Source organism: Streptomyces sp. CBMA152 (assembly GCF_014596475.1).
Lineage (GTDB): Bacteria > Actinomycetota > Actinomycetes > Streptomycetales > Streptomycetaceae > Streptomyces.
The window spans coordinates 62,645-78,974 of record NZ_MECJ01000018.1 but is presented as its reverse complement, the minus strand read 5'-3'; the positions used below and the strand labels follow the sequence as shown (position 1 = coordinate 78,974).

Here is a 16,330-nt window from a genome sequence, read left to right as displayed (position 1 = left end):
CTTCGCGTGCAGCGGGGACCGTTACGCCCTGGTGTTGTACTCGTCGGTCCCCTTGCCGTGGTCGCCGGGGCCGTCGGCGGAGATGCTCCACGCGGTGGCACCGGAGGAGGACTCGGCGACGGCGGGTCCGAAGACGCCCACGAGCAGGGCGAGGACGGCCGGAACGAGAACGGCGATACGGCGGTTCATGAACTTCTGGTTGCGCTGCACGAGAGGACCTGCTCATTTCGTCTGGACGGCCATCGGCTGAACCCGGCCTGCGTTCGGTGTGCTGCGCCGACTATGGCAACCGGGCATCTACGTTTCATATACGCGGTACTCAGGTGGTCCAGATCCCCGTGATGTCGGAGGAGTTTCCGGCCTCGCCCGCGTGCGCGGTGCCGTACATGTCCTCGATCGTGCGCAGCAGGTTGTAGTGGTTGTACGTCGTCGAAGACGAGGAGCCCGGCGTGACCTGCTGACCGTAGAGGACGGTCGGGATCCTGTTGCCGCTGAGCCGGTTGTCCTCGTCGAAGGTGACCACCAGCAGGCTGTTGTGGCTCTGCGCCCAGTCCGCGTACGCGCCCAGGTTGTTCTGCAGCCAGGTGTCGCCGGTCGCCACTGAGCAGTCGTGCATGTCGCTGCACAGGTTCGGCACGACGTACGACACCTGCGGCAACGTGCTGTAGTCGGTGGGGAACTGGTCGAAGGTGTACGCCGAGTCCGTGGGCACGTTGGAGAAGCCGAACCACGGGTTGTGCTTCTGCGCGTAGTCGCCGCTGCGGCAGTCGGTCGCCCCCTGACCGGGCAGCGACTCGTTGTAGCTGGCCCATGTCTTGCCGGCGTCGATCAACTCGGAGGCGAGGTTGGGCGCGGAGGAGAAGCCGGGGGTGACGCAGCTGTCGTCCGTGATGCCCTGCGTGGAGCCGGAGAACATCGCGTAGTAGTTCGGCTGGCTCGGGTGCGTCTCGGCGTACGAGGCCGTCAGATTGGCACCACCGGACGCCAGCGAGTTGATGTACGGCGCGCTTGAACTGCCGATGACCTGGCCGTACCCATGGTTCTCGAAGACCACGACCACCACGTGGTCGGGGGTCGGAACCCCCGCCGCGGCCTGCGAAGTACCACCGAGACCGAGCCAGAGCCCGGCCGACGCGGCGGCCATGCCCAGAGCGGTCAGGAACGCGGTGCGGGTGCGGCGTGGGGATTCGCCGAACACAACTACCTCCGGAGATGAGGGGACTGGCGGCGGTGCACCAGGAGAGTAGAAGTGTCCATGCCAACTCGAAAGGCTTCAGCGGGTGAAGACCGGGCGAACGTCTCGGTGCCGGTTCCTCCCGCCGGGCCCGGAGGTCCCGAGGAAGGGCGGACCACTGGCGCCTCTTTTAGCACGCCACTACTCTTCCTTGACGATCAAATAGCACTGCGTACCAGCACTGTTCACCCATGCGCCAGGGGTAGTTGGGTTTGGAGTCGGGATGCGTGTGGGCTGTGGGTGGACAGTGCCTCGGGCGGCGGGGAACGTCTTCGCCGCGCGTTGCCTTCTGTTAGGAGCAACATGGCAGGGTTCATACGCGGGCGCAGAGGACAGTGGCGTCTTGCGGCGGGGACGGCCGCCGTTGGCGCGATCGCCGCGGTCACGCTGACGCCGACCTCGGCATCGGCCCATGACGAGCACCACCCCACGGCCCACAAGATCGGCCACGTGTGGACGATCATCCTGGAGAACAAGTCGTACGAGGCCACCTTCACCGGCCTCAACCAGAACAGCTACCTGTGGAAGACGCTCCCGTCCTACGGCGAGCTGCTCACCCAGTACTACGGCACTGGCCACTACAGCCTGGACAACTACATCAGCCTGGTGTCCGGACAGTCCCCGGCGCCGGAGAACCAGGACGACTGTCCGCAGTACACGAACGTCTCCCCGGGCACCCCGGCCACCGACGGCCAGGTCAACGCCCCCAAGGGCTGCGTGTACCCGTCCTCGGTGAAGACGCTCTTCAACCAGCTCGACTCGAAGAAGATGCCGTGGAAGGTGTACGCCCAGGACATGGGCAACACCCCCAGCCGGGAGAACGCCTACCAGTGCGGCATCCCCGGCAGCCCGGACGGCAAGGGTGTCCCCCTGCCCGGCGGCGCGACGCCGACCGACCAGTACGTGGCCAAGCACAACCCGGCGCCCTGGTTCCACTCGCTGATCGACAACCCCAAGGACTGCGCCAGGGTGGCCCCGCTGAACGGGCTCCCCGCCACGGCGGGGCACCCGGCCGTCTCCAGCCTGGCCCAGGACCTCAAGAGCGAGAAGAGCACGCCGCGCTTCTCGTGGATCAGCCCGAACAACTGCTCCGACGCGCACGACGCCACCTGCAAGGGTGACAACCTCTCCGGTGACCCGAACAACCACCAGGGCGGCCTGTACGCCTCGGACAAGTTCCTGGAGAAGGTCATCCCGCAGATCATGGCCTCCCCGGCGTACCAGCACGACGGCCTGATCCAGGTCATCTTCGACGAGGCGTTCCCGCCCTACAAGATGTACGGCAACTCCATCGCCGACTACACCGGCAACTCGGACAAGACGCTGAACACCCCGACCGACACCGCTCAGTCGGTCGTGGCGTGCTGCAACGAGCTGCCCGGCCCGAACACCACTCAGCCCGGTTTCCAGGCGTTCGGCCAGGACACCACCCCCGGCGGCGGCATCACCGGTGCCGTGTTCCTCTCCCGCTACATCAAGCCGGGCTCGGTGAGCGAGCAGCCCTACAACCACTACTCGTGGCTGCGCAGCATGGAGGACCTGTTCGGTATCCGCAGCGGCGGCGCCGACGGTCACGGACACCTGGGTTACGCGGGCGCCGACGGCCTGCGCCCGTTCGGAGCGGACGTCTACAACAACCCCTCCGGCAGGGCCCTGGCCCCGGCACCCTCGGGCAGCATCGTCTACCCGGCCGTGGCCCGCGCCGACGACCCCGAGCACCCCATCATCAAGAAGCCCTGACCCGGGCAGCTGACCGAAAAGGAATGACCTGCCGCTGATGACCGCTGCGCGTACTGCGGCACCCCGCCGGGCCGGCCTCCGCCGGCCCGGCGCGTGGCGCACCACCCCCAAGACCGCCCTGGCCGCCCTCGCCTGCACCACCCTCGCCCTGGCGCTGACCGCATGCGGCGGGCACTCCACGCCGACGGCGACCGACGATGCGGCGGACACCGTCAAGAGCCTGGGCGCTGTCCCCATCCCCGGCCCGCCGACGGCACAGGCCACCCCCACCGCCACCGACAAGCACCTGCAACTGCTGGCCATGGGCTACTCCGTGCACGCCCAACTGCCCGGCGCCAGTGCGGTGGTTACCGCCGGCGGCCCGACGGAGGAGCCGATCGCGAAATCCGGCGGAGTCCCCGACCACGCCAACGGCACGATCACCATCACCGTCCGCGAAGCCACCGGCGCTCTCACCCTCAACGCCACCGACTTCACGTCCCGCGACGAGAACGGCACGGCCATCGCCCTGTCCACCCGCGGACCGTCGAGCATCACCGCCCGTCCCGGACAGACGGCGACGCTGACCCTGACCGGCACCTACAAGGCCGGTGCCGCCGCACTCACCTGGCGCCACGACGGCAAGACCGTCGCGGTCTGGGATTTCAACATCGAGCTCGACTGACGCGTGAACCGGGCGGCGCGGGTGCTGGTCATCGCTGACGTCAGGAGGGGCGGCTGCCCGGGACCTTCCACCATAGGAGCCAGGCGCCGGTGCCCAGGAGCACCATGTTGGCCGCGATCTCGGACGGCGCTTCCCCGAAGCCCGTCTCGACCATTCCCTCGCCGAACAGTCGGGGCAGCACCAGTTCCTTGGTGGCGAAGTACAGCGCCAGGTCGAACGCGACGATGATCGGCCAGGCCACGGCCGGGTGCCAGCGCGGCCGAGGCACGGCGTGGATGAGGGAGATCACGCCGGTGAGCATGAGAACGGTCGGCATGACGTCCGACGGCACCGTGTCGAGGTAGTTCCACGGCAGTGTGCTGCCGACCACCCACAACAGCGTCATGCAGCCGATGAACCGCGACGCCATCGCCCCGACGATCGACGCCGTTCCCCCAGCCCTGGCCGGGGCGTCGGCCGGGGCCGTCGGGGAGAAGTGGAGGCCGAGCCCACTGGGCGACACGGGCTGCGGCGGGGGCCAGGCGCCGACCGTCGGCGCGTGTGACGGCGGTGGCGGGAGCTGGACCGCGGCAGGGGCACCCGGGGTCAGCGGTGTCGGCGCCGGATCCGCTATCTCGGTCGGGGTACGTACCGGCACGGCCGCTCCCGTACGTACCACTTCCTCCAGCGCGTGGAGCGCCTGCGCGGCCGAGGGGCGCCGTTCCGGGTCCTTGGTCATCAGCGCGGCGAGGAGCGGCCCCAGAGCGCCCGCTCGGACCGCCGGTCGTGGTGACTTGGTGGCGACGGCGATGCAGAGCGCACTGAACGTCTCCCCGCTGAAGGCCTGTTCGCCCTCGACGGCGCTGTAGAGCGTCGCGCCAAGCGACCACAGGTCGTTGGCGGGCGTCGGCGGCCTGCCCTCCAACTGCTCGGGGGCCATGTAGGCAGGGGTGCCGATGACCGCCCCGGTGCGGGTGAGCGCCGTGGTCGCGTCGGCCATGTGCGCGATGCCGAAGTCCGTGATGATCACCCGGTCATCCATCAACAGGACGTTGTCCGGCTTGAGATCACGGTGGATGATGCCGGCCGCGTGGGCCAGCTGGAGCGCCTTCAGTATCGCCGTGCCCATCTCGGCCACCCGCCGGACCGGCAGCGCGCCTTCGCGCGCGATCAGCGCCGCCAGCGACGTTCCCGTGACGAGCTCCATGACGATGACGGGTGTGCCCTCGTGCTCGACCACATCGTGCACCGTGATGATGCCGGGGTGGTTGAGCCGTGCGGCGGCACGCGCCTCGCGCGAGACACGCTGAAGGAAACCCTCGCGTTGCTCGCTGGTGAGGCCCTGCGGAAGCAGCACCTCCTTCACGGCCACGTCCCGGTCGAGGGCCATGTCCCGCCCTCGCCACACCCGGCCCATGCCGCCCTGGCCTATGAGCTCCACAAGCTGGTATCGCGCTCCGACCAGCGCCCCGTTCTCTGTCGTCACAGGATGCACCCTAACGTCACCTTCACCTGGGCGAAGGCCAGTTCGACACCGATCGGCAGCCGACACCCCCTGGACAACTCTTCCGATCTTTCGACTATTCTCAGAATCGAACTAGTTGAGTTGCCGGGGAGGGGCTGTGCCGGACATCCAAGCCGCGTGGCTGCGCGCGTCGTTGCCGCTGTGTCTGCTCGGCGTACTGGCGACCGAGGGCGAGAGCTACGGCTACGCACTGATCCAGCAACTCGGCGCCGCCGGGCTCGGGGGCCTGAAGGCAGCCACCCTCTATCCGGCGCTCGGCAGGCTGGAGGAAGAGGGCGCCGTCGAGGTGCGATGGAGCGCGGGAGACGGCGGGCCGGGGCGCAAGTACTACCGCCTCACCGCCGCCGGACACACCCGGCTCACACAGGAGTACCGGTCCTGGCGGGCCCTGGACGACGTGGTGAGCGCGCTGGCCGGGGGCCGCTCTCCCGCACGGACGACACCCGGCGACCACGAGGGCGGGAATCGATGACGCGCGGCACCGAGCAGCGGCCGGTCTGGACACACAAGGACGACGAGCGGTGGGCGGCGCAGTTCGAACTCGCGCTGGTCTACCACCACAACCCGCCGAAGGGGCTCGCCGACGAGGTACTGGCCGAGGTCCACGAGATCGCGGCGGAGGCCGGGCGGCCCCTACGGGAAGCGGTCGGCGAACCGGACGCGTACGCCGATACGGTCGCGGCGGAGCGCATCAGCGAGACGCGGCGCAGCGCCGACGGCCTGGACGGACTCGCAGCGGGCGACCGGTTCACCGCAGGGCTGGTACTGGCGGGTGTTCAGGCAGTGCTGTTCGGCATCGTGCTCTGGGCGAGCGAGGGATTCTGGCTGACGGCCGGATGGCCCGAGCTGACGGGCGGGGCGCTGCTGGCAGTGGTTTCCGTGGCGGTGTCCGGAGTACTGCCCGAACTACGGGCCGCCGCACGGCTACGGGCCTGGCGCATCGCGCTGGCGGCAGTCTGCGTCCTCATGGTGACAACGGCTGTCCTGTTCACCTCGATCCCCTCCGGATCGCTGGTCGAGGTGCCCGCGCCCGCACTGCTCGGCGTCGGGGCATTGCTGGCCTTCGCGGGGTTCCGGCTGCCCGACGAGCGGGCCGGGCGCTGGTTCCTCGGGCGGCGTGCCGCGGCGGAGCCGGTCGGTGACGACGCCTGGCTGGCGCGCCTGGAAACCCTGCTCAGAGGGCGGCACGGCTACCGACCCAGCGCGGCGGCCCGCTGCCGGGAGGAGGCCCGGGACCATCTGCGGGCGTCCGGCAGCGGCGCGGCCGAGGAGTTCGGGCCCGTCGAGGTGTACGCGATGCGGTTGGCCGACAACCCCGGACGCACGAGCCGCTCAGCACGCGCCCGGCTGATCCCGGCGGCGGCCATGTGCGCGCTCAGCGTCTGGTGCGGGTACGACCTGCTCACCGACCCCGAGCCCCGATCGGTGTTGTTCTGGGTCAAGGCCGCGGCGCTGCCCCTGGCCACCTGGACGTGGGGCTCGACGCTCCTGGAAATCCGCTCGGCGCTGCGCCACGCCACCCCCAAGGACACAGCTGAGCACTACGGCGCCAAGTAGGCCCGGGGACTGGCACGGTGGCTTCCGCTCCGTTTCCAGTCCCCACCGCTTCCCGCCGAGGTCGGTCAGCCCAGGATCTCGACGTACCCGTCGCTTCCGTGCACGCGGATCCGCTGCCCGTCCCGGATCAGCCGGGTGGCCTGCTCCACACCCACGACGGCCGGCAGGCCGTACTCCCGGGCGATCACCGCGCCATGGGTCATCAGACCGCCCACCTCCGTCACCAGGCCCGCGATGCCGACGAACAGGGGCGACCAGCTGGGATCCGTATAGGACGTGACCAGGATGTCGCCCGCTTCGAGTTCGGCCTGCGCCATGTCGAGGATGACGCGGGCCCTTCCTTCGACGGTCCCGGCGGAAACCGGGAGGCCGACCAGGGCACCGGCCGGCACGTCGTCGCGCCGGTACGCCCCGGTGACGGCCTCGCCGTCCGAGGTGAGCACCCGGGGCGGTGTGAGCGCGCAGTACGACCGGAACGCGTCCTTGCGTTGCTGGATGAGCCGGTCGTCCACCTGTTGCGAGCGCACGACGTCATGGAACTCCTGGAACGTGAGGTAGAAGACGTCCTCCGGCTCAGCAAGCACGTTGGCCTGCACGAGGCGCTCGGCCTCCGCCATCAGGGCTTGCTTGTAGACGAAGTAGCGGCTGATGATGCCGTACTTGGGGTACTCCCGGTACCCGATGAAGGTGCGGACCCGGTCGATCATCCGCTTGGCCTCATCGGCTTTCCGGTCCCCGTCCGGCAGGGCCCGCAGGCGTGACAGCACGTCCTGTTCCTTCTCCAGCGCCTTCTGCCGACCTTCCTCGAAGCGCCGCTCGGCGGCGCCCGGCGCGAAGTTCCTGACGTTGTCGAGGATCACGGGCACGATGGTGGTGGGGCGTTCGCTCCAACGTGGCCGCGTAATGTCGATCTCGCCGACGCAGCGCATGCCGTACCGGTCGAGGTAGGCCTCGATGGCGTCGCGCGCTTCGGTCCCGCCCGCGAGCTTCGCCAACTCGTCCAGGAAGCCCTCGTCCTCGACGCCCTGCAGAAACGCCACCACCTCCGCCCGCGGGCGGATCACGTCCGCGACGTCGAGCAGCGCCAGCCCCATCTCCGACGTGACGTTGCCGGGGGCGGACAGCGTGAGCGTGTCAGCCGCGTTCTTCTCGCCCAGCCACTCCCCCAGCTTGTCGTTGAGCCACCACGTGGCCTCCATCCCCGCCATGATCGCCTGCATGCTCAACGGGTCCCTCAGGACCCGCTTGTGCTCTTCGAAGGCCTCCAGCAGGAAGTCGAACAGCGCCGGTCCGCTCTTCGTGCGGATGTCGCGCTTCAGCGCGTCGAGAGACGCCTGGCTGCGCTCGATCAGCTGGGTGACGATGGCCGGATGGGTCTCGATCGGGGCGGACGCGGCGCCGGTCGGGGGCCCGCCGGGACCCGCGTCCGGGAGCGACGGGACGAAGTCGTCGCGGTCCAGTACGGTCTCCAGCGCGTCCCTGACCAGCGGATCGCCTCTCCCCATGAGGTCCAGGAGTGCGGCGCGGCTCGCGGGTGAGGCCAGGCGCTGGGTGACGTCGACGAAGAGCCTCCCGCCGGCCTCGTGCATCGGTGCCATGGCCGTCAGCTGCCATACGGAGAGCCCCAGGGGCTTCATGGGATCGGTCATCATCTGCTGATGACCGACGGAGACGTAGAGGTGATTCTCCTGGTCACGCGCCTCGGGGATGGGGAACAACGTCGTGATCGGCCGACTCTGAACGATCTGGAAGCCGTCATCGGCCAGGCACCATTCGATGTCCTGCGGGCGTCCGAAGTGCGCCTCGATCCGCCGCCCGAGCTGCACGAGCCGCACGACCTGCGCATCCGTCAGCGCCGGCTGCTCCTGCCGCTGCGAGTCGATCGCCACTTCCTCCGTACCGCCGGCCGGCAGGGCGTGGATGGCACGCTGTTTGGCGGCGATCGTCTTGGCGACGACTTCGCCGTCCCGCACCTTGAAGGCGTCCGCGTTCACCAGGCCGGAGACCAGGGCCTCGCCGAGGCCGAAGCCGGCGTCCACGGTGGCGACCTTCCGGTTGCCCGTGACGGGGTCGGCCGTGAAGAGGATCCCGGCCGCCTGCGGGAAGACCATCTGCTGCACGACCACCGCCATGTGGACCGTACGGTGGTCGATGCCGTTGCGCTGACGGTAGGTCACGGCCCGCTCGGTGAACAACGAGGCCCAACACCGGCTGACGTGCTGGAGGATCGCCGTCGGCCCCATGACGTTCAGATACGTGTCCTGCTGCCCGGCGAAGGAGGCCGTCGGCAGGTCCTCCGCCGTCGCGCTCGATCGGACGGCGTAGGCGGTCTGCTCGCCGAACCGGGCGAGCGCGCGGGTGATCGCCGCCTCGATCTCGCCCGGGATGACAATCCCTTCGATCGTCCGGCGAATCTGCGCGCTGATCGTGCGGATCTCCTCCCGGTCGTCCGCGTTCAAGCGCGACAGCTGATCGAGCCGATCCGCGATCGACGGCGCTTCCGCCATGATCCGCCGGAAGGCGTCCGTCGTCACACAGAAGCCGCCCGGCACATGGACGCCTTCGATCCCCGACAGGCCGCCCAGATGCGCGCCCTTGCCACCGACGACGGCGACCTGCGCCGCGTCAACCTCTTGAAGATCCAACACGTACTGCTCAGTCATCGCGATACCTCCGAGGCACCCGTGCCCCATTGCATTTCCGCAGGTTGTGGCTTCGGCCGACGATTCTGCGCTACCACCCGGGCCTTGCCGCAAGCCCCCCAGCGCGCTATAACTTGAGAGTGGCAAGGAGAGCTCTCTCCTTGCCTTTCCTTTTGCGTACAACGCCACGCCGGCATGGCCAACTAGACGTCAGGTCCTATGCGTTCAGTGGTAGTACGCGATGAGCGAGCGCTTGACGGACGATCAGCAGGGCGTCCGGCTCTCCGCCGACACACGACCTGGCACGAATGCACGAGCGTCGACAGTAGTTACACATGGCTACTCTCGACTACGCGGGGTAATTGCTCGTCGTTCCCGCACCCGCATCTGCCAGACAGGAACAGCATGAGACTCCACACCCGACGGCGCGCTGCGTCACGGTTCCTCGCCGGACTCACCCTCTGCGGATCGTGCGTGCTCGGCGCGTTGCCGAACGCCGCACCCGCCGCAGCGTCCACCGCCACACCAAGGGAGGCGTCCTGGGCGACCCAGGCCAGACCCACCGATCAGGTGCGCGAGCGGGCCGACTTCCTCATGGCGAGGACCTACCGCGAGTTCCCCGCCTACGCGCAGCAGCACGAGCAGCCCTTCGACTGGGACACCGACGGCTGCTCTCCCCCAACCCCCCGCTTGTGGGCGCAGGTCTTCCACGACGCATGCGTCATCCACGACTTCGGCTACCGCAACTACGGCGGTCAGCGCCTGCGTCTGGACCCCACCGAAGCCCGGCGCAAGAGCATCGACGACCGCCTCCTTGAGGAAATGCTCCGGATCTGCCACGACCGGCCGGACGCCCTGGCGAACTGCGCTGACACAGCACGGACGATGTACCAGGTCGTACGCCAATTCGGAGGCCTCGCCTTCAACGGTGTGTAGGCGCTACCGACCGCAGAGAACGTGATCGTCGACCACAGCGACAGGAATCTTCCCTCCCCCTCGGCTCTCAAGGCCACATGCCCTGCATCGACGGCGGCGGTACGCGAGGAGCCGAGAGGGTAGGGCGGCATGCCGGGTCCAGGTACGGGGGCCCGGCGATTCAGTCGCGACGAGCAGAACCAGTAGAGTCCCGCCAGCGTCGTACGGCGTGTGTGCCAGTGGCCTGACCTGTGGGGGACTACGTGAGCGGCGAGATCTACTTCAGCAACAACTACCGGGATCTCTGTGAGCGCAACGGCACGGGAGCCGGTTTCCAGTTCGAGTTCTCGTGTGCCCGCTGCTACGACACCTGGCGGTCGCCGTTCGAGCCGTACACCGGAGAGCGGGCCGCCACCTGGCTGAGCAAGGGGGTCGACGTGGCCTGGGGGCTGCTCGGCCGTACCGGCAGCGGGCTGAAGTCCGCGGCCGACGGGCTGGCGGGCGCCGGCTACGGACGGGCCCGCGACGTTGCGTTCGAGCGCGCGATCGGCAATGCGCAGGGCCACTTCAACCGCTGCGGCCGCTGCACCGACTACGTGTGCGGTCGTTGCTGGAACGCGGCCCAGGGGCTGTGTCTGCGCTGTGCCCCGGACACCGCGGCCGAGGCCATGGCAGCCCAGCAGCGCGGCCTCAACGATATGGCCGAACAGCGGGCGTATGCCGCGGGACAGCAGGCCGGGCAGAGTTACGACCCCAGCGCGCCCCGCCAACTGGTGTGTCCCCACTGCCGAACCGAGACCCGCGGCGCGGCCTACTGCTCCGGCTGCGGCTATCACTTGGCCCAGTCAGTCTCCTGCGCAACCTGCTCCGCCGTCGTACCGGAAGGTGCCGCCTTCTGCCCGGGATGCGGCACCCGGAGGTAGGAAGAACGTCCCACCGCGCGCGTCATCCACCAGAGGTCGGACCACCTGCCACGGTGAACAGGCCTGGCTCACACGCACTGGTGACGCGGACGGCCCCACGACGCTGTTGGCTCCGGACCGGAGCCAACAGCACCTTCCGACGTCGACCGAGTGGGTTAGTCCTCGTAGTAGTTGTTCACGATGACGTCCGGCTCGTCGTCACTGAACGCCTCGTTCAGGAGTGCGCCGCCCACCAAACCGGCCGCACCCGCGCCTATGAGCGCACCGGTGCCGAAGCGGCGCCCCTGGCCCTGACCCTGCTGGCCGCCTGCCTGCTGCGGGTAGCCCTGCTGCGCGGGCTGCGGGTAGCCCTGCTGCGGATACCCGGCTTGGGGGTAACCGGCCTGGGCCTGGGGGTAACCGGCCTGGGGAGCCGAGTAGTACGGCGGAGGCGTCGTCTGCACCCGCTGGGCACAAGCGCCGCACGCCTGGATCGGACGCGGCACGCCCCACTGCGGCGACCAGGTCACCGAAGCTGTGCCGGGTCCGTGGTTCGGGTCGAAGAAGCAGGTCATGGAAGGTCCCCCCGAGGGTGATGGTGGCACGGCCGCAGCTGTCTGCTGCGACGCGGTGAACGTGGTCGGCTGATACGAGGGCGGCGGGGGCGGAACCGGTGCGGGGGCCGGAACGGGCGCCGCCGCAGGCACGGGAGCCGCCTGGGGCTGGGGAGCGCTCTCGCGCAGTACGTCGACCCCGTAGTCGGTCGCAATGCCGGCGAGCCCGGAAGCGTATCCCTGGCCCACCGCGCGGAACTTCCATTCCGCACCATGCCGGTACAGCTCCCCGAACACCATCGCGGTCTCCGCCGAAGCATCGCCCTTGAGGTCGTAGCGGGCCAGCTCGCGCCCGCCGTCCCGGTCGAGTACGCGGATATGCGCGGCGGCGAGGTGACCGAAACTCTGTCCGCGCCGCGTGGCCTCGTACAGGGAGACAGCGAAGACGATCTTGGCGACCTCGGCGGGGACCCGCGCCAGGTCCACCTGGATCAGCTCGTTGTCCTCGCCCCCGGCGCCGCCACCTTGGTGGGTGACCGAACCGTCCGGGCTCTCCACGTTGTTGAAGAAGACGAAGTGCCGGTCGGAGAGGACCTTGCCATCCCGGCCGCACACCAGCGCGCTCGCGTCCAGCTCGTAAGCGTCGCCCGACGCCGCTCCCAGCCGCCACCCCACGCCGACGGTCACCGCGACAAGGCCGGGCGCTTCCTTGCTCAGTGACACATTGCCGCCCTTGGCCAAGGGCACGCTCATAAGCTCCTCCAGTTCGGCTTGTTTCTCCCGCTCACCGCGATCAACGCGCCACGCGGCCACACGGTTCCTCACTTGCGCAATTCGAGAACTTACACGCCAGGTACGCACCACCTTCGCCCACCCGGCGCCGTCCAGCTGCCCACCGAACACCATGGACGGCCACCCACCGTCACGAAGGGGCTCCGCCTGGCAGGCCGACTCGAAGTGAAGAAGCGGTCGGTCCGGCGCCGGAGGCCGGGTCAGCTGCCGCAAACTCTTCATCCTGGGAACCGACTGCCCACTCCACGGAAGGCGCTCTCCAGGCGCCGCCCCCACCCCTCATACGACGTACGTCTTGCGTCCCCGCATCATGAACCAGTGACCACATGGATGCGCTGTTACTGGGACGAGGAAGACATCTGGTTCTACCTTGAGGTCGACGCCGAAGGCTGGGTGACTCGGCAGATCGAGCTCGAAGGGCCCGAGCTGACGCCTATCGCCGCTGCCTCCCTGGCGGAATGGCAGCAGGCCCAAGAGGCAGGCCGCCTTGACGAGTACGAGAGAGGGTTCGGGATGACAGCAGAACTACCCGTCTCCGAGTGGGAAGGCCACGATCCGGTGCCGCTGACCTCCGAGGAGTTCGAGGAGGTCTGGGACAGCGCGCGTCGGCAGATCACAGCCCGGCCCCGCTGACCTCTCGACCACGCGGGCGCCAGTTCTTGGCATCATCTCGGCAAGGCCCCGGCTGGAACGCAGGGGCGGTTTGGGCCGCGCCTTCGCGGCGGCCGCCTCGCCTGCGTCGGTGATCGCCTGCTCGTCCCCGGTGCCGGCGCGCTGTTGGCGGCGGCGTTCCTTGTCCTGGGCGTGCTTGCGGGCCTTGGTGGCGGCCTCGGCCTCGATCTGGGCGCGGGCGGCCTGCAGCCTGGCCAGGCGCTTCTCGCGGCGGTCCAGCTCGGTGTCCTTGCCGTCGACGCCGAACCGCTCGTCACCGCTCATCCTCAGTGGCGTCGACGTGCTCGGCGTCGGCGATCAACGCGGCGGCCTTGGCCTCTGCAGGGACTGGGTGAACGGGTCGGCGAGCGCGTCCCGGTGGCGGCGGCGGAACGGGCGATCGAGCGGAAATCCGGGGCCTGGTCGGCGGCCAGGAACCGGAACGCCACGTCGTCCCCGCACTTGCGCTCGATCGCCCGGGAAGAACGCACGCCGGTGGTGTAGCCGTAGATCAGCAGGCGCACCATCAGCCGTGGGTCGTAGGGCGGGAACCCACGCTTTTTGGTGTAGTTGGCCAGGACCGGCGCCAGATCGAGGACTTCATCGACCAGGTCGGCGACGAACCGGGCCGGGTGGCCTTCGGGCCGCCAATCGTTCAGCGATGGTGGCAGCAACAGGACCTGGTGCGAGTCGAACGGAACTTCTTGCCCACCTCGATCGCACGGGCCCGCGGCCGCTTCGGTTCGACCGGCTCGGCCTTGAACAGCTCCTCCTGATCACGCATACGGGGATCATTCCGCATGAACGACCACGATCCGCAGGCGGGTTGCACGCTCCTGGGACGATGAAGCAGCCCCGCCGGGCCGTGGCCGAGCGAGGGTGCAGTGGTTCAGCGGATGAGGGGACGGCTACTGCGACGACGGCGGGGATTCCCGTCCGGAGAACTCTGGCGCGCCGCCTGGCGACGGGTGACGCTACGGTACGCGCATGCATGTTATCGGTGCCGGATTCCGCACTCTCATGAACGCACTCATCAACGGCGATCCGCTGTGGCCTGCGGTGACGCTCTTCCTGGTGTCCATCCCGATCGCGATCGTTGTCGCCGCGGTGCGCGCCTCCCATAGGTAGCGCAGCAGACCGGCTGAGTGGCCCCGCTGCCCCTCGGACGTTGCGGCGGGCGGACTCGCGCTCCTGGGCAAGGCGGCGCAGTGGCTCCATCAGGACGGTGAGCGGGAGAGCCCGCACTCGCCACCGGCACACAGGACCAGACAAACGCCCGGTTACCGGCGATCACAGACGCCCGGCCAACTGCCCGTTACTGACCCACGCTCCCAGTCGATCACCGCCACCGTGGGCGCCGGAGGAAACCCGGCCACAGCCGACTTCGGCACAAACGGCATCCCGGCCGTTCGGGAGCTGGCTCCGCGCTGCGACAACATTCCCAAGGGCATCGCGCCCGGCTGCGTGCTGCCGTTCTTCAAGCCGACAAACAACGTCGACACCAACCTGTACCCGGCTGCCGGTGCCTGCTACTGGCTGATGCAGCAGAAAATGCCCACCCATCCCCACACATGCGGTCTTTACGGCCGGATGACAGTTCAGCCGGTGAATTCCACCTATGGATGCTCCGGGTCGGAATAGTCCGGCACCCGCCATACGAGGGCGCCGTACTCAAGGCCCGGCCTGGCGCCGCCGAAAAGCCCCGGTGCCTCCAAGGCATCCGCCATCCCTTCCAGATAGCTGGTCAAGGACTCGTACTCGACCTGACGGTTGGCGTGCTCGTCCCACGACCACAGCTCACCTGTCCCAGCGTCCAGGAACAGGCCGTTCGCCCAGTTGTGTTCCTCCAGCGTACATACGGGGATCCAGTGGTGATCCCACAGATCGCTCGGTTCGTCCGGGTCGTCGCGGAAATCGTAGTTCTTCCCCCAGTACCCGTGAAGCTCGACGACCTGAGCAATGCCAATGAGCCGCGCATTGTCCATAAGGAACGCCTCGCCCCGCACGATACGGACACCGTCGCGCAGGACCCATAAGGCCTTCAGATCGGCCGGAATCCTGACCCCGAGCGCCCCCTCTGCACTGCTGATCTCCTCCTGCGAGGCGCCCGACTCAAGGGAGGCGCACGACGCGGGGGCATGGGCACGCAGCCATGTCTCGATGCGCTGCCACGCGTCGGTCACCTGCCGTACCGCTATCTCGTCCGGGCGCGGGCCTGGCGCCTGGGGCTGGTCCTTGGGAAGTGCGGAGGGGGCTGGCTGGCTGGCGAGGAACTCCGCGAATGCCGCCGCTCGACCAAGGAGGCCAGGCGCTCAGCGTGTGGCGGGGGCGGGCGCGGTCAGGCTGTCGGCTCCCGGTGGTACGGGGACGGCGGCGAAGAAGGCGTCCTGCTGGGCCTGGAGTTCCTTCTTGCGGGCCGAGGTGGTGGAGGGCAGGCGCTGTTCCTCGTACAGCAGGTGGGTCACTTCCTGGGCGTGCTTGCTGGCGGGGGTGTGGAACTGGACCTCGAAGAGCTGGCCTGAACGTGGGGCGCGCCAGCCGGTGTTGAGGCCCTTGTAGCCGCTGGTCCGGCTCCAGGTGTTGGACCACTTGGTGCTGTCGTTGCCCCAGGCCGACAGGATGGCGGACGCGCGGGTCACACCGGTGGTGTAGGTGTCGTCTGGCCACTGGAGGGTGTACCGGACGGCGTCGCCGATGCCGGCCAGGACGGTGTCCACGTTCTGCTCGGGGTGGTCCTTGAGGGACGTGGCGACCTTCCGCTTGAGCGAGTCGGGGGACTTCAGGCGCTGCGCGAAGCCGACCAGCTCCGCGCCCGTGGCGAGCGAGGCGGCGCGCACGTCCGTGCTGATCGACTCCTCGGCATGGCGGGCCCGGTTGACGTAGGCGTCGACCTTGGCGTTGTCGGTGCTGTTCAGCGAGAGCCCACCCGCTCCCTTCCAGCCGTGGTCGTCGTCCGCGGCGGCCGCCGTGGGCCCGGCCGACAGTGCGACGGCTGTGGTGAGCGCGGCCGCGAGTAGGCCCTTGCTGGTGGAGGAGATGATGGTGACCGTCATATAACGTCCGCCTTCACGCTGGTGGGATGCCTTGCGACAGGCACAACCGCCGAGGCGGAGGGAGAGTTACTGGCGAAGGCGAAGGCGCGGTGCGTGACGCCGCGACCGGTCTTGCCGCACCC

The 16,330-nt window shown here is 68.9% G+C and carries 16 protein-coding genes and 1 pseudogene; 9 read left to right on the top strand and 8 right to left on the bottom strand.

Annotated elements, in window-relative coordinates; genetic code table 11:
• Positions 1–21 precede the first annotated feature (21 nt).
• Together BG418_RS17700 and BG418_RS17695 are read right to left on the bottom strand one after the other, a co-directional pair.
• Complete coding sequence (locus BG418_RS17700; protein ID WP_188274873.1) at positions 22–210, bottom strand: hypothetical protein; 189 nt, start codon at positions 208–210, stop codon at positions 22–24.
• A 109-nt stretch (positions 211–319) separates the two neighbouring features.
• Positions 320–1,144 (bottom strand): alkaline phosphatase family protein, encoded by an 825-nt coding sequence (locus tag BG418_RS17695; protein WP_188274893.1) that lies wholly within the window; start codon positions 1,142–1,144, stop codon positions 320–322.
• Positions 1,145–1,537: 393 nt separating this feature from the next.
• On the opposite strand from BG418_RS17695, the gene BG418_RS17690 reads away from it, so the two are divergent.
• Both BG418_RS17690 and BG418_RS17685 read left to right on the top strand, forming a co-directional pair.
• A complete protein-coding gene (locus tag BG418_RS17690; RefSeq protein WP_188274872.1) occupies positions 1,538–2,974 on the top strand; it encodes an alkaline phosphatase family protein in 1,437 nt (478 codons plus the stop codon).
• 37 nt (positions 2,975–3,011) lie between these two features.
• Positions 3,012–3,638: a hypothetical protein gene (locus tag BG418_RS17685; protein ID WP_188274871.1), complete on the top strand. Its 627-nt coding sequence runs from the start codon at positions 3,012–3,014 to the stop codon at positions 3,636–3,638.
• A 40-nt stretch (positions 3,639–3,678) separates the two neighbouring features.
• Here BG418_RS17685 and BG418_RS17680 read toward each other — a convergent pair whose 3' ends face one another.
• The gene (locus BG418_RS17680) at positions 3,679–5,103 is read right to left on the bottom strand and encodes a serine/threonine-protein kinase (protein WP_188274870.1); all 1,425 of its coding nucleotides are present in this window, start codon (positions 5,101–5,103) and stop codon (positions 3,679–3,681) included.
• A gap of 136 nt (positions 5,104–5,239) precedes the next feature.
• Here BG418_RS17680 and BG418_RS17675 point away from each other — a divergent pair, with 136 nt between their 5' ends.
• Together BG418_RS17675 and BG418_RS17670 are read left to right on the top strand one after the other, a co-directional pair.
• Entirely contained in the window at positions 5,240–5,614 is a 375-nt protein-coding gene (locus BG418_RS17675) for a PadR family transcriptional regulator (protein WP_188274869.1), read from the top strand.
• Positions 5,611–6,699 carry a hypothetical protein gene (locus BG418_RS17670; protein ID WP_188274868.1) on the top strand — a complete coding sequence of 363 codons (1,089 nt, stop codon included), beginning with the start codon at positions 5,611–5,613 and terminating at the stop codon, positions 6,697–6,699. The genes BG418_RS17675 and BG418_RS17670 overlap by 4 nt, the downstream gene beginning before the upstream one ends.
• Before the next feature lie 65 nt (positions 6,700–6,764).
• Here BG418_RS17670 and rph read toward each other — a convergent pair whose 3' ends face one another.
• Positions 6,765–9,362 carry a rifamycin-inactivating phosphotransferase gene (gene rph, locus BG418_RS17665; protein WP_188274892.1) on the bottom strand — a complete coding sequence of 866 codons (2,598 nt, stop codon included), beginning with the start codon at positions 9,360–9,362 and terminating at the stop codon, positions 6,765–6,767.
• 384 nt (positions 9,363–9,746) lie between these two features.
• Between rph and BG418_RS17660 the strand changes: the two genes are divergently transcribed.
• Positions 9,747–10,277 carry a phospholipase A2 gene (locus BG418_RS17660; protein ID WP_188274867.1) on the top strand — a complete coding sequence of 177 codons (531 nt, stop codon included), beginning with the start codon at positions 9,747–9,749 and terminating at the stop codon, positions 10,275–10,277.
• A gap of 242 nt (positions 10,278–10,519) precedes the next feature.
• The gene (locus BG418_RS40910) at positions 10,520–11,179 is read left to right on the top strand and encodes a double zinc ribbon domain-containing protein (protein ID WP_188274866.1); all 660 of its coding nucleotides are present in this window, start codon (positions 10,520–10,522) and stop codon (positions 11,177–11,179) included.
• Between the two features lie 155 nt (positions 11,180–11,334).
• Here the strand turns inward: BG418_RS40910 and BG418_RS40905 are convergent, their stop codons facing one another.
• Positions 11,335–12,465: a TerD family protein gene (locus tag BG418_RS40905; RefSeq protein WP_188274865.1), complete on the bottom strand. Its 1,131-nt coding sequence runs from the start codon at positions 12,463–12,465 to the stop codon at positions 11,335–11,337.
• A gap of 369 nt (positions 12,466–12,834) precedes the next feature.
• Here BG418_RS40905 and BG418_RS39945 point away from each other — a divergent pair, with 369 nt between their 5' ends.
• Positions 12,835–13,137 carry a hypothetical protein gene (locus BG418_RS39945; protein ID WP_223185015.1) on the top strand — a complete coding sequence of 101 codons (303 nt, stop codon included), beginning with the start codon at positions 12,835–12,837 and terminating at the stop codon, positions 13,135–13,137.
• A 66-nt stretch (positions 13,138–13,203) separates the two neighbouring features.
• Here BG418_RS39945 and BG418_RS41220 read toward each other — a convergent pair.
• Positions 13,204–13,921, bottom strand: a pseudogene (locus BG418_RS41220) (transposase); the annotation flags it as partial.
• Between the two features lie 221 nt (positions 13,922–14,142).
• Between BG418_RS41220 and BG418_RS17635 the strand changes: the two are divergent.
• Both BG418_RS17635 and BG418_RS17630 read left to right on the top strand, forming a co-directional pair.
• Positions 14,143–14,283, top strand: a complete 141-nt coding sequence (locus BG418_RS17635; RefSeq protein WP_188274864.1) for a hypothetical protein — start codon at positions 14,143–14,145, stop codon at positions 14,281–14,283.
• Between the two features lie 222 nt (positions 14,284–14,505).
• Positions 14,506–14,796, top strand: coding sequence for a hypothetical protein (locus BG418_RS17630; protein ID WP_188274863.1), 291 nt, complete (start codon positions 14,506–14,508; stop codon positions 14,794–14,796).
• Here the strand turns inward: BG418_RS17630 and BG418_RS17625 are convergent.
• Both BG418_RS17625 and BG418_RS17620 read right to left on the bottom strand, forming a co-directional pair.
• A complete protein-coding gene (locus tag BG418_RS17625; RefSeq protein WP_188274862.1) occupies positions 14,772–15,338 on the bottom strand; it encodes an SMI1/KNR4 family protein in 567 nt (188 codons plus the stop codon). The two genes, BG418_RS17630 and BG418_RS17625, sit on opposite strands and share 25 nt — an antisense overlap.
• Positions 15,339–15,467: 129 nt before the next feature.
• On the bottom strand, positions 15,468–16,208 hold the full coding sequence (locus tag BG418_RS17620) for an ATP nucleotide 3'-pyrophosphokinase (protein WP_188274861.1): 741 nt from the start codon (positions 16,206–16,208) through the stop codon (positions 15,468–15,470).
• Positions 16,209–16,330 lie beyond the last annotated feature (122 nt).